Source organism: Caldimonas tepidiphila, assembly GCF_003569765.1.
GTDB lineage: Bacteria > Pseudomonadota > Gammaproteobacteria > Burkholderiales > Burkholderiaceae_C > Caldimonas > Caldimonas tepidiphila.
Window position 1 is genome coordinate 1 of the sequence record NZ_QXMG01000017.1, and the last position, 12,501, is coordinate 12,501.

A 12,501-nucleotide genomic window follows, 5' to 3' on the forward strand; every position below is an offset into this window, starting at 1 on the left:
TTCCAGATGTTCGTGCAAGGGCATCGCAGTGGGGAACGCGTGCAAGGCGGTCTGGGCATCGGACTGCCCCTGGCGAAGCAACTGCTCGAATTGCATGGCGGAAGCATCGAGGCTTACAGCCAGGGCCGAGGGGCCGGCAGCGAATTCACGGTGTGGCTGCCGGTGGCAGAGGACCGACCGGCGCTGACCGAGGAAGCGGTGAAAAGTCTTCCTGACGAGGAAGGCCTTCGCTTGGGACGGATTCTGGTCGTCGACGACAACATCGAAGCGGCGGACACGCTTGCCGAGACCCTGGAGCTCCTGGGGCAGGAGGTGAGCGTGCGCTACGACGGCCGGACAGCGCTGGAGGCTGCCGCGCAGCTCCGCCCGGATGTCGTGATTCTGGACATCGGGCTTCCCGACATCGACGGTTACGAGGTGGCACGCCGACTTCAGGTCATGAAGCCAAGGGTGCTGCTTGTGGCCCTGACGGGCTGGGGGCAGGAAAAGGATCGGCAGTTGGCACGCGAGGCGGGCTTCGACTTGCACCGTACCAAGCCCCTGGACCCCCGGGAACTGCTGATGGCAGTCATGGCGTTGCAGCCGCGGCTCGGCCACCGCGCCTGAAAGTGCATTTCATAAGCGTTCGATACTGAGGAATCGCAGGCAGATCAGCGCACAGCCGAAGGTGAGGAATGCGAGGCGGAGCTCGGCTCGACGTTCATGACGGATAACGAGCCGGCGATACCACCCCAACCAGGCGAAGGTGCGCTCCACCACCCAGCGGTGCCGTCCCAGCCTCTGGCTGCTTTCGATGCCACGGCGCGCTATGCGAGCAACGATGTCCCGCTCCTCGCAGGCTTTCCGGCAGCGAGCATGGTCGTAGCCCTTGTCGGCGTGCAGCTTGTGCGGCCACCGCCATAGCTTGCCTTCTTGTTGGCCGTGTACCGGCCTGACGGCATCGAGCAGCGTCTCCAGGCCTTGAGTCCAGTCGTAGGCGAACGGCTGCGAACCCGCCAGTGAGACTTGCTCTCGCCTCGGGCGTTCTGTTGCATGCCGCCTTCTGGCGGCGTGACCGCCACAACCTTCGCCGCCATGGATCGGTGCCGGAGGGTCTCGCCCTGCTGGCCGCGGAGGAAGCTCAAGCGCGCCGACATCAAGCGAGAGCTGCTCGCTGCCGAGAACGAATCGCCCCGGCCCTACCGGGGCACCTTCGGCTGCCGGCAGCCTCGGCCGAGCCGCTTCACGCCGATGTCACACGCCTCCCCCAATCTGGCCGGCCCTTCGTTTCCGGGCAGAACCTTCCGATGCTTCTCCGTTCCGCGCTATGTACCGCCGCCCTGCTTGCCGCCTTGCCTGCCGTCGCCCAGGACGATCCGCCCCCGGCCTCGCAGCCGCGCGAGTTTCCGGCAGTGCTGGCCGGGCATGCACTGCTGCCGGCCCGCTCCTTCCTGCCCGCGCCCCAGGACGCGCCGAGGGACCTGCTTATCAGCGGCAAGTTCACCACCGGCAGCCGCGTGGAAGCGCCCGGTACCGTCGAGGGCAAGTCGGCGGGACGCCCCACCGGCGTGTCGCTGCCCTTCCAGGGCCAGCCCCTGCAGGGCCATTCCGGCATCAAGAGGATGTCCGACGGCAGCTTCTGGATCCTCACCGACAACGGCTTCGGCTCCAAGGTCAATTCGCCCGACGCGATGCTGTTCCTCAACCGCTACCGGGTGGACTTCGCCTCGGGCGGCTTCCAGCGCCTGGAGAGCGTGTTCCTGCACGACCCGGACAGGAAAGTGCCCTTCCGCATCGTCCACGAGGGGACGAAGAAGCGCTATCTGACCGGTGCGGACTTCGACCCCGAGAGCTTCCAGTTCGCTGGCGGCGCGCTGTGGATCGGCGACGAGTTCGGCCCCTGGCTGATCAAGGCCGACCTCAAGGGCCGGGTGCTGGCGGTGTACGAGACCCTGGTGGATGGCAAGCCTGTGCGCTCCCCCGACCACCCCGCCCTGACGACGCCCGCTGCACCGGGCGGGCAGGTCGAGTTCCAGCTCAAGCGGTCCAAGGGCTACGAGGGCATGGCGGTCTCCCCGGACGGCAGCAAGCTCTACGCGATGCTCGAAGGCCCGTTGTGGAACGCCGCCCGGCAGGCCTACGAGACGGTCGGCGGCAAGGAGGCGCTGCGGGTGCTGGAGTTTGACGTCAAGGCGGGGCAGTGGAGCGGCCGCTCCTGGATGTATCCGCTGGAGGCCAACGGCCACGCGATCGGCGACTTCAACATGATCGACGGCACGACCGGCCTGGTGATCGAGCGCGACAACGGCGAGGGCGTGCCGGAGCAGGCCTGCCCGCAGGGCCAGAAACGCCCCGACTGCTTCCACGACCTCCCGCGTTTCAAGCGGGTCTACAAGGTCGAGATGAGCGAGGCGAACGTGGGCGGGGCCCTGCGCAAGATCGGCCATGTGGACCTGCTGAAGATCGCCGACCCGCAGCGGCGCGCACGCAAGCCGCTGAGCGGCGGCGTGCTCTCCTTCCCCTTCTTCACGATCGAGAACGTGGACGTGGTGGACGCCTCGCACATCGTGGTGGGCAACGACAACAACCTGCCCTTCTCCAGCAGCCGCGCCCCCCGCCAGGCCGACGACAACGAGCTGGTCCTGCTGGAGGTTCGCGAGCTGCTCGAGGCGCGCTGAAGCCGCAGGGCAGGGGCAGCCCCGACAGGGACATGCACAGCCGCGTGTCCCTGCCGGAGCGGCGCGTCACGCGGCCACGGCCGGCGCGGGCTCCGCCACCCGCTTCTTCAGCACGCCCAGCGCCAGGCAGGTCACGACCGTGCCGATGGCGATCGCCGCGGCGTACAGCAGCACGTGGTTGACCGCGTTCGGGATGGCGAGCACGAACACGCCGCCGTGCGGCGCCTGCAGGCCCACGCCCCACAGCATCGACAGGCCGGCGGCCGTGGCCGAGCCCAGCACGCAGGCCGGGATCACGCGCAGCGGGTCGCGCGCCACGTAGGGGATGGCGCCCTCGGTAATGAAGGCCAGGCCCAGCACCGCGGCGGCGCGGGAGGCCTCGCGCTCCTCCTCGCTGAAGCGGCTGCGGAACACCCAGCAGGCCAGCGCGATGCCGAGCGGCGGCACCATGCCGGCGGCCATGGCGGCGGCCATCGGCGAGGCCACGCCGCTGGCGATCAGCGAGGTCGAGAAGACGTAGGCCGCCTTGTTGACCGGCCCGCCCATGTCGAAGGCCATCATCGCGCCCAGCGTCACGCCCAGCAGCACCGCGCTGCTGCTCTGCATTCCCTTGAGGCCCTCGGTCAGCGCGTTCATGACCGCGGCGACCGGCGTGCCGATCACCATCATCATCATCACGCCGACGATGGCCGAGCCCAGCAGCGGCAGCAGCAGCACCGGTTTGAGGCCCTCCAGGTTGCGCGGCAGCCGGATGGCGCGATTGAGCCAGGCGACCGAGTAACCGGCGATGAAGCCGGCCGCGATGCCGCCGAGGAAGCCCGCGCCCACGGTGGTGGCGAGCAGGCCGCCGATCATGCCGGGCGCGATGCCGGGGCGGTCCGCGATCGAGAAGGCGATGTAGCCCGCGAGCGCCGGCACCATCAGCGCGAAGCCGCCCTTGGCGCCGATCTGGAACAGCGTCCAGCCGAGCGTGCCCTGGTGCGCGTCGTCGTAGACGTAGATGCCGCCGAGCGCGAAGGCCAGCGCGATCAGCAGGCCGCCCGCCACCACGAAGGGCAGCATGAAGGACACGCCCGTCATCAGGTGCTTGTAGGGGCCGCTGGCCGTGCCGCGCGCCGCCCTGGCGGGCGCAGCCGGCGAGCCGGCCGCGGCGGCCGGCGCCGCGCCGTCCCAGACGGCGGCGTGCGCCAGCGCCTCGCCGAACAGGGCGCCTGCGTCGCGGATCGCCGCCTTGGTGCTGGTGGCGTAGAGCTTCTTGCCGGCGAAGCGGCTGCGGTCCACCTGGGTGTCGGCGGCGATCACCACCAGGTCGGCGGCGGCGATCTCCTCGGGCGTGAGGGTGTTCTGCGCGCCGACCGAGCCCTGCGTCTCGACCTTGATGCGGTGACCGAGCGCCTGCGCGCCCTGCTGCAGGGCCTCGGCCGCCATGAAGGTGTGGGCGACCCCGGTGGGGCAGGAGGTGATGGCGACGATGTCCAGGCCCCGGGCCGGCGCCGCCGCCTGCGGCGCGACAGCAGCCTGGAGCGTCCCGGCGGCCGCGAGGGCGCGGCCTAGCACCGCGCCGGCATCGCTGAACACCTCGTCCGGCGAGGCCTCGTGGATGCGCCCGGCCGGCAGGCCGCTGCGGTCCACCGCGGTGTCGGCCGCGACGATCACGGCCTGGGCCGCGCCCAGGTCCGCGGCGTCGAAGCCGCCCTGCGTGCCGAGGCGGCTCTCGACCTTCAGCTTGAGCGTGTGCCCGAGCCGGGCGGCGGCGGCCTGCAGGGCTTCGCCGATCATGATGCTGTGCGCCGGGCCGGCCTTGCTGGCGGCGATGGCGAGAAGTTGGGCCATGGTCGTTTGTCTCCTGGCGGTGCTGTGGAAGGTGCCGCTCGCCTACAGCGGCTGCAGGCGGATCTGTGCGGCGAGGCGCTCGATGTCCTCCCGCGGGGGCAGTTCGGGCGCGATGCGCTGGATGCGGGCGGCGGCGCAGGCCATGCCGAACACCGCCGCGTGCGGAAAAGGACGGCCCTCGATGAGCGCGGCCAGCGTGCCGGCCACCAGCGCGTCGCCGGCGCCGACGGTGGTCGCCACCGGCACGCGCGGCGGCGCGGCATGCCAGCGCTCCCCGGCCGAGACGATCACCGCGCCCTCGCCGCCGAGCGAGACCACCACCTGGCGCACGCCCTGCGCGCACAGCGCCGCGGCGGCCTCGGCCACCGCGTCGAGCGTGTCGAGGCGGCGGCCCGCCAGCTCCTCCAGCTCGGCGCGGTTGGGCTTGATGAAGGCGGGCATCGCCGACGGGCCGGACTCGCCCAGGCGCTGCAGCAGCTCGCGCAGCACGCTGCCGCCGGTGTCCACCAGCAACTGGGCGCCGAGCGCGACGAGCCGGCGCGCCAGCCGCTCCCAGGTGCCGACCTCGGCGCCCGGCGGCAGGCTGCCGGCGAACTCGCACCAGTCGCCGGGCCGCACGCGCGCGGCGAGCCGCGCCAGCAGCTCCGCCTCGGCGCGGGCGAGCGCCTCGGGCGGGAGCACGATGCCGGGCAGGTTGAGGTCGGTGGTGTCGCCGCGGTCGGCGACCGCGAGCTTGATGTTGGTGCGCGTCAGGCCGGGGATGCGCAGCATGGCGTCCTCGATGCCGCGCCGCGCGAAGGCGGCCTCGAACAGGTCGGCGTTGTCGGCGCCGAGCCAGCCGCAGGCCGACACCGGCACGCCGAGCGCGGCCAGCACCGAGGCGACGCCGACGCCCTTGCCGCCGGCCTCGCTCTGCTGGCCGAGCGCGCGGTGCACCGCGCCGGGCTCCAGCCGGTCGAGCCGCACCGTCTGGTCGATGGCGGGGTTGAGGGTGATGGTGTGAACGCGGGTCATGGCAGGTCCTCGTGCGCTCAGGCGAACGCCGGCCTGACCGCGGCTTGCGCGGGCGCCCCGCCCTCGGGGGCGGAGGCCGGCCGCAGCTCGGTGCCGAGCGCGCGCACCTCGTCGGCGGTGTCGACGTCGAGCGCGCGGCGCGCCAGCGCCTCGAGCTCCGCCAGCGAGTGGCGGCGCAGCAGCGCCTTGACGGTGCCGATGTCGCTCGGTGCCATGCTCAGCTCCTGCACTCCCAGGCCGGTGAGCAGCGCCGCGCCCAGCGGCTCGCCCGCCAGACCGCCGCACACGCCGACCCAGCGGCCGTGGCGGCGCGCGCCGGCCACGGTGCGCTCGATCAGGCGCAGCACGCTCGGGTGCAGGCTGTCGGCCATGCCGGCGAGCTCCGGATGCTGGCGGTCCACCGCCAGCGCGTACTGCGTCAAGTCGTTGGTGCCGATGGAGAAGAAGTCGGCGTAGCGGGCCAGCCGGTCGGCCATCAGCGCCGCCGAGGGCACCTCGATCATGATGCCCACCGGCACCTCGGGCGCCTGCAGCTCGCGGCGCACCGACTCCATGCGCTCGCGCAGCTCGCGCAGCTCCTCGACGGTGCTGATCATCGGGAACATCACCGACAGCGGGCCGTGCGCAGCCGCGCGGCAGAGCGCGCGCAGCTGCGGCACCAGCAGGTCGTTGCGGCGAAGGCACAGCCGCGCGCCGCGCACGCCGAGGAAGGGGTTCTCCTCGACCGGCAGCCCCAGGTGCGGCACCTGCTTGTCGCCGCCGATGTCGAGCGTGCGCACGATCAGCGGCCGGCCGGCGAGCGCCGCCACCATCTCGCGGTACACCTCGTACTGCTCGTCCTCGCCGGGCACGTGGTCGCGCTCCAGGAACAGGAACTCGGTGCGCATCAGCCCCACGCCCTCGGCGCCCGCCTCCAGCGCGCGCAGCGTTTGGTCGGCGCGGTTGACGTTGGCCGCGATCTCCACCCGGTGCCCCTCGGTGGTGACGGCGGGCTGCAGGCGCGACTGGCGCTCCTCGTCCTGGCGGCGCTCTAGGCGGGCGATCATCTCGCCGGCCTGCAGCAGCGCGGTCTCGCTCGGCGCGATGTAGAGCCGGCCGCGGTAGCCGTCGAGGATGGCGCGCGCGCCCTCGGCCGCCGCAGGGGCCAGCACGCCGGGACCAGCCGCGACCACCGCCGGCAGGCCGAGCGCGCGCGCGAGGATCGCGGTATGCGCGGTCGGGCCGCCGCGCGCGGTGCAGAAGCCCTTCACGCGGCGGGTGTCGATCTGCGCCGTCACCGAGGGCGACAGGTCGTCGGCCAGCAGGATGGCATCGTCCGGCCAGTCCCCGGGACCGCTCGCCTCGTCGCCGCGGCCGAGCAGGTGGCGCAGCACGCGCTGGCCCACGTCCTGCAGGTCGGCGGCCCGCGCGGCGAGCGTGGCGTCGGCCAGTCCCTGCTGGGCCTTGACGCGCTCGGCGACACAATGGCGCCAGGCCCAGGCGGCGCCGTGGCCCTGCACCACGAGGCGGCTGACCTCGCGCAGCAGCGCGGCATCGTGCAGCAGCCCGGCATGGGCGGTGAAGATGCCGGCCTGCTCGTTGCGGCCCGCGCGGCGCGCCTGCGCCGCGAACTCGCCGAGCCTCGCCTCGGCGGCAGCCAGCGCCTGCTCCAGCGCCGCAGCCTCTGCGGCCACGCCGGCATGCCGGTCCTCCACCTCAAGCACCGCCTGCTCGGCGCGCACCAGGGTGCCGACGACCAGGCCGGGGCTCGCGGCGATGCCGGTGAGCGTCTGGCGCGCCTCGGGCTGCCAGTCGCCCAGCTCGCGGCCCAGGCCCTGGGCCTGCACCTGGCGGGCGGCGGCGAGTTCCGCCTGGCGCGTCTCCTCGTTGCCGAGGCGCACGATCAGCTCGCGCAGCGCCCTCAACGCGGCCGGCGCGTCCGCCCCCTGCGCCGAGATGCGCAGGCAGGCGCCGCGGCCCGCGCCCAGGCTCAGCAGCGAGGCGACGTTCTTCGCGTCGGCCACCGTTTCGCCGCAGCGCACGTGCACCGAGGCGGCGAAGCGGCCCGCGAGCTGCGCCCACTGCCCGGCCGGCCGGGCATGCAGGCCGTTCGGGTAGTTCATGGCCACGTCCATGCCGAGGTCGAAGTCCTGCAGCCCGGGGGCGGCGGCCGATGCGGCGGACTCGTCGCCGGTGAGAGCACGCACGATCTCGGCCCCATCCTGCGTGCGGGCCAGCCGCTCCAGGCGCTCGCCGTCGCGCATCAGCCGGGTGAGGCGGCGCAACACCTCGATGTGCTCGTCGGAGGAGGCGGCAATCGCCACCACCAGCGTTGCGCGCTGCTCGTCGCCGTGCCATCGCACGCCGGCAGGCACCTGCAGCACGGCGAGGCCGGTGCGCCGCACGAGGTGCTTGTCCTCGACCATGCCGTGCGGGATGGCCACGCCCTGCCCCAGGTAGGTGGTGGCGACCCGCTCGCGCTGCAGCAGGCTCTCGACGTAGGCGGGTTGCGCGAAGCCGGCCTGCACCAGCAGTGCGCCGGCGACCCGCACGGCGTCCTCGCGATCGTGGGGGACGGCTCCGAGCCGGACTTCGACAGGGATGGACATGCGGATGTCTCCTGGATTTGGTATCGATTCCAAATCAGATTATCACCCTGCTCTCCTGGCACTTCGCCCAAGAAAATACATCGACGTGGGCGAAACCTAGGGATAACACCGATCTGGAGACCTCCTTGCTTGAAGCCCAGCACTTCGGGGATCAAGGAAAATCTGGAATCGATATCAAAGAGCATCCCTACAGGCGATGCTGTAGAAGCAGGAGTCCGTGTGGCGAGCATCAAAGACGTGGCGCAACTGGCCGGCGTGTCCACCACCACCGTGTCGCGCGTGCTGACCGACCCCGAGGCCGTGCGCCCCGCCTTGCGCGAGCGCGTGCAGCAGGCCATCGCCCGGCTCGACTACCGCCCCAACCTCGCGGCACGGCGCCTGCGCCAGCGCCGCGCCTCGCTGATCGGGCTGATCGTCTCCGACATCCGCAACCCCTTCTTCACCGACATCAGCCGCGCCGTGGAGGACATGGCCTATCGCCAGGGCCTGCGCCTGATCCTGTGCAACGCCGACGAGGACCCGGCCAAGGAGCAGTCCTACCTGGAGCTGATGGCCGACGAGCAGGCCAGCGGCGTGATCATCTCGCCCACGCTGGAGCAGGTAGGGCAGTTCCGCGCCGGACGCTGGCCCTTCCCGGTGGTGATGGTGGACCGGGCGCCCGACACCACGCCCACCGACATGGTGCTGCTCGACAACGCCGGCGCCGCCCGGCGCCTGACGCAGCACCTGCTGGAGAGCGGTCGCCGGCGCATCGTCGCGCTGGCCGGCTCACGCAGCAGCACGGGCCGCGACCGCATCGCCGGCTACGAGGCGGCGATGGGCGCGCAGGGCTGCGCCACGCAGGTGGTCGCGGTGCGCCCGACGGTGGAGCAGGGCCGTCTCTCGGTGCAGCAGCTGCTCGCCAACCCGGCCGCGCGGCCCGAGGCGGTTCTGGCCACCAACGGATTGCTGCTGCTCGGCGCAATGCAGGCGATCCGGGAAGGCGGGCTGCAGGTGCCGCACGACATCGCGCTTGCGGGTTTCGACAACAACGAGTGGACCGCCCTGCCCCAGCCCGGCGTGACGGTGATCGCGCAGCCGACCTACGACATCGGCTGCACCGCGGCCGAGCTGCTGCGGCAGCGCATTGCCGACCCGGAACGCCGGCCGCGGCGCATCGTGCTCGACGGCGAGCTGATCGTCAGGGGCTCGACCGCGCCACGCGGCACAGTCCCTCTCCCGGGTACCCCGCTGTCCTGCGCTTGAGGCGCGGTCGCCGCGCCGCCTGCGCCTTCCTTGCCTGGAGCATTCCCGGGGCACGGGGAAGAGTTGCGGCCACGCCATCTCCCACTCCCCCCGCAACTGGTCGAGGATCGGTCCTGTCGCGCCGAAACCGGCTCCCCTGCACTGGTCTGCTGTCCATCGTCCAGAACACCACGCTGGGCTCAGTGATGGACGTCAGCGAGGTACTGCGGCACGTGCTGCTGCCGCAGGTGTTCCGCATCACGACCCCCGATCTGGTGAGCAGTGCCGTCGAGATCGTCAAGCTCACCACCATCGCCAGCGTGGTCGCGATGCCCGAGTTGCTGCGCAACGCCCGCGACGCGCAGTCGCTGGTCTACAACCCGTCGCCGATCGTTCTGGCGTCGGCCTTGTACCTGCTGCTGCTCTGCCCGGCAGTGCACTGGCTGTCGCGGCGCGACCGACGCGTGCCAGTCGTGTAAGGAGCCCCAGACCCGCACCAAACACCCGCCCTCCCTGCAACAACGGTCAACTGTCTTGTTGGGGGCATGGGGAAGTAGAACTGGACAAGTTGGCTGTGACGCGCTCCAATTTGTTGTGCTTGCCGGTGTCAAAGGACCTTCTGGACAAAGTTAAGTCCCTGTCGGCCAAGGCTGCTGGATACATTTTGGTCGGTTCGTGCGCGAACCCGCCTAGCTCCACCATCCAACATCGGTTCCTGCCGGTCCCCGGCAGGCTCCACGCGGGAATAGCTCAGTTGGTAGAGCGCAACCTTGCCAAGGTTGAGGTCGCGAGTTCGAGCCTCGTTTCCCGCTCCATTTCCCCCTCATTGGCTCGCTGCGCGAGCCACCGCCACGCGGCGTCCCGGGCCGGGGCCTCAGCCCGGCTTGCCGTCGAGCCGCGGCCGGCTCAGCACGGGCCAGTAGCTCACCGCGTACAGCCCGAAGCCGAGCGACCAGCCGGCTGCCGACAGCAGCACCGCCTCGACGGTGAAGCCCGGGGCCAGCAGCGGCACGAAGACCCGCACCAGCGCGGCGCCCAGGATCAGCGCATAGCTGGCCGTCTCGCTGCGGCCGGCGCGCAGCAGGCGCCCGGTGTGTCCCCGCGCGGTGCGCGTCATCATGCCGATCACCAGCCCGCCGATCGCGCCCACCGCCAGCGCGTGGATCGCCGCCGACGGCGGCAGCGCGCCGAGCGCGGCGCCGCCTCGCAGCGCGAGGTGGACCGGGATCCAGAGGTAGGCGGCGTGCAGCACCCAGACCAGCGGCGTGCGCAGCGTCGCCCAGGGCTGCCACAGCCCCCAGCGCAGCAGATGAGCCAGCGCGCAGGCGCCGAGCAGCGCGGCGAGCGGCAGGCCGTCGAGTTGCAGCGCGTCGGCCGCCACGAGCGCGAGGACCGAGCCGAGCGCGAGCCGCTCGACCGCCGGGTGCCGCGCGGCCTTCGCGCCGGGGATGCCGTTGTTCGTGAACATCGGGATCACCCGGCCGCCCATCACCGCCATGATGAAGAGCACGACGTCCATCGCGACCTGCAGGCCCACCGCGCCGGGCGCACGGACGGCGCCGAGCTGCGCGAGGTGGAACAGGCCCTGCGCCGCGCCCATCAGCACGAGCAGACCGACGAAGAAGTAGTTGCGCCGGTTGCGCGCCGCGACGAAGGGCACCGCGAGCGCGGCGGCCGCGGCGAGCGGGAAGGCGACGTTGACGAGCGCCGCGGCCGTGCCGAAGGGCGTCAGCACCAGCACCCGGCCCGCCACCCACAGCGCGGCGAGCGCGGCCAGCGGCAGGCCGGTGGGCGTCGCCCGGTTGCTCCAGTTGCGGCCCGCGGTGAAGAGGAAGCCGACGATCACCGCCGTCGTGAAGCCGAACAGCATCTCGTGGGCGTGCCAAGCCGGCCCCTGCAGGTAAGCCTGCCCGAGGTGGCCGGAGAACTGCAGCGCCCACAGCGCGACCGACAGCGCGGCGAAGGCGCTGCCGAGCAGGTAGAAGGGCCGGAAGCCGAGCCGCCACAGCGCGAAGCCTTCGTGCCGCGGCGGCGCGTGCGCCGGTTCCTCGATCTTGATGAACGCAAACATCAGTTCGTCTCCAGGGAATTCGGAAGGGGGCGGGGCCGGCGCGCGAGGCGCCAGGCCAGGATGCCGCCGAGGACGGTCAGCGCGAAGGCGAGCAGCGCGACCGCGTTGAGCAGGCTGCCGGCAGCGCGCCAGCCGGCGTCGAAGGCGCCCGGGCCGAGCCGGATCGCGAGCGAGGCGTGCAGCGCCGCGAGCGGCAGGTAGAACGGCCGGCCGTACTGCACCTTCACCCGCGCGACGGCCGGCAGGATCACCGGCGCATGGCCCATCACCATGCTGAGGACGAAGCCGAGGCCGATCGCGTGCAGCGCGGCGTCCCGGGCGGGCCAGCTCAGCGCCGTCGCGGCCCAGGCCGCGCCGCCGACCGCGAGCCATGCATAGCCGCCGAGCAGGCAGGTCGCCATGTAGCGGCTCAGTCCCCCGGCCCGCACCGTGCGGCGCGCGATGTCGAACGCGACGAGCCACGCCGCGAGCGCGCCGAGCGCCGCGCCGAACAGCACGCCGCCGGCGCGGGGGAAAGGGAGGCTCGCCGCCGCCCCGAGCAGCAGCGCCGCCACGATCGCGTGGAAGGCGGCCTGCGCCGCCGGGGGGCGGCGCATCAGCCGCGTCATCTCGAGCCGCTCGGCCGCGATCGTCAGCACCAGGAAGCCGAACCACCAGGCAAGCGTCGCGGGGCCCGCCTCGCGCAGCGCGTGCAGCAGGTTGCCCGCGAGCCACGCCAGCGCGGCGACGAGCAGCAGCACAGTGTGCGCCGCGCGCTGGCGCCGCACGATGACGAGGTTGACGGCGACGAAGACGAGCGCGGCCGCGACGAGGAGCAGCCGCGCCGCCGCGTCGAGGCCCGCCAGCAGGCCCACGCCGGCGAGGCCGGAGGCGAGCGGCGCGAGGAAGGCGAAGCGGCGCCTGAGCGCCACCGCGCGCTCGATGCCGATCACGGTGCCGAGGAAGGCGCAGATCATCAGCGCCGCGTGCGACAGCAGCGCCGGCCCGATCCAGGCGCCGGAAGCGGCACCCGGGACCGTGACACCCGCGCGCAGCAGGCCGCCGAGCACGCCGCCCGCGAGCGAGAGCGCGACGGCGGCGAGCAGCAGCGGCCGGGCGAGGCGCGCGCTCATGC

General features: G+C 72.5%; 9 protein-coding genes, 1 tRNA gene and 1 pseudogene. 5 read left to right on the forward strand and 6 right to left on the reverse strand.

Going from position 1 to position 12,501, the window contains the following annotated elements; all coding sequences use genetic code 11:
- Positions 1-606 (forward strand): ATP-binding response regulator (locus tag D3A59_RS12745; RefSeq protein ID WP_157991522.1); only part of this gene is annotated, 606 nt, incomplete at its 5' end.
- A 9-nt stretch (positions 607-615) separates the two neighbouring features.
- Here D3A59_RS12745 and D3A59_RS26360 read toward each other — a convergent pair.
- A pseudogene (locus tag D3A59_RS26360) lies at positions 616-957 on the reverse strand (transposase); the annotation flags it as partial.
- 329 nt (positions 958-1,286) lie between these two features.
- On the opposite strand from D3A59_RS26360, the gene D3A59_RS12755 reads away from it, so the two are divergent.
- Positions 1,287-2,657, forward strand: a complete 1,371-nt coding sequence (locus D3A59_RS12755; RefSeq protein ID WP_119155321.1) for an esterase-like activity of phytase family protein — start codon at positions 1,287-1,289, stop codon at positions 2,655-2,657.
- 66 nt (positions 2,658-2,723) lie between these two features.
- Here D3A59_RS12755 and D3A59_RS12760 read toward each other — a convergent pair whose 3' ends face one another.
- From D3A59_RS12760 to ptsP, 3 genes are read right to left on the reverse strand one after another with little or no spacing between them, the layout of a single operon-like run.
- Positions 2,724-4,490 carry a fructose-specific PTS transporter subunit EIIC gene (locus tag D3A59_RS12760; protein WP_119155322.1) on the reverse strand — a complete coding sequence of 589 codons (1,767 nt, stop codon included), beginning with the start codon at positions 4,488-4,490 and terminating at the stop codon, positions 2,724-2,726.
- Positions 4,491-4,532: 42 nt separating this feature from the next.
- Positions 4,533-5,504, reverse strand: a complete 972-nt coding sequence (locus D3A59_RS12765; RefSeq protein WP_119155323.1) for a 1-phosphofructokinase family hexose kinase — start codon at positions 5,502-5,504, stop codon at positions 4,533-4,535.
- A gap of 17 nt (positions 5,505-5,521) precedes the next feature.
- The gene (gene ptsP / locus D3A59_RS12770; protein WP_119155324.1) at positions 5,522-8,092 is read right to left on the reverse strand and encodes a phosphoenolpyruvate--protein phosphotransferase; all 2,571 of its coding nucleotides are present in this window, start codon (positions 8,090-8,092) and stop codon (positions 5,522-5,524) included.
- A 219-nt stretch (positions 8,093-8,311) separates the two neighbouring features.
- Between ptsP and D3A59_RS12775 the strand changes: the two genes are divergently transcribed.
- The 3 genes from D3A59_RS12775 (at position 8,312) to D3A59_RS12785 (ending at position 10,131) form a co-directional block, all read left to right on the forward strand.
- The gene (locus D3A59_RS12775) at positions 8,312-9,337 is read left to right on the forward strand and encodes a LacI family DNA-binding transcriptional regulator (protein ID WP_119155325.1); all 1,026 of its coding nucleotides are present in this window, start codon (positions 8,312-8,314) and stop codon (positions 9,335-9,337) included.
- Positions 9,338-9,522: 185 nt separating this feature from the next.
- Positions 9,523-9,795 (forward strand): hypothetical protein, encoded by a 273-nt coding sequence (locus D3A59_RS12780; protein ID WP_119155326.1) that lies wholly within the window; start codon positions 9,523-9,525, stop codon positions 9,793-9,795.
- 260 nt (positions 9,796-10,055) lie between these two features.
- Positions 10,056-10,131: transfer RNA gene (locus tag D3A59_RS12785), tRNA-Gly, on the forward strand.
- Between the two features lie 59 nt (positions 10,132-10,190).
- On the opposite strand, the gene D3A59_RS12790 is transcribed toward D3A59_RS12785, so the two are convergent.
- Complete coding sequence (locus D3A59_RS12790; protein ID WP_119155327.1) at positions 10,191-11,387, reverse strand: NnrS family protein; 1,197 nt, start codon at positions 11,385-11,387, stop codon at positions 10,191-10,193.
- Positions 11,387-12,499: a hypothetical protein gene (locus tag D3A59_RS12795; RefSeq protein ID WP_119155392.1), complete on the reverse strand. Its 1,113-nt coding sequence runs from the start codon at positions 12,497-12,499 to the stop codon at positions 11,387-11,389. Before D3A59_RS12795 ends, D3A59_RS12790 begins: the two co-directional genes overlap by 1 nt.
- Between the last annotated feature and the right edge of the window lie 2 nt (positions 12,500-12,501).

Bases quoted from the DNA above. Each gene is read 5' to 3' on its own strand.
- D3A59_RS12780 (WP_119155326.1), top strand. From the start codon at position 9,523: ATGGACGTCAGCGAGGTACTGCGGCACGTGCTGCTGCCGCAGGTGTTC.
- ptsP (WP_119155324.1), bottom strand. From the start codon at position 8,092: ATGTCCATCCCTGTCGAAGTCCGGCTCGGAGCCGTCCCCCACGATCGC.
- D3A59_RS12755 (WP_119155321.1), top strand. From the start codon at position 1,287: ATGCTTCTCCGTTCCGCGCTATGTACCGCCGCCCTGCTTGCCGCCTTG.
- D3A59_RS12790 (WP_119155327.1), bottom strand. From the start codon at position 11,387: ATGTTTGCGTTCATCAAGATCGAGGAACCGGCGCACGCGCCGCCGCGG.
- D3A59_RS12760 (WP_119155322.1), bottom strand. From the start codon at position 4,490: ATGGCCCAACTTCTCGCCATCGCCGCCAGCAAGGCCGGCCCGGCGCAC.
- D3A59_RS12765 (WP_119155323.1), bottom strand. From the start codon at position 5,504: ATGACCCGCGTTCACACCATCACCCTCAACCCCGCCATCGACCAGACG.
- D3A59_RS12795 (WP_119155392.1), bottom strand. From the start codon at position 12,499: ATGAGCGCGCGCCTCGCCCGGCCGCTGCTGCTCGCCGCCGTCGCGCTC.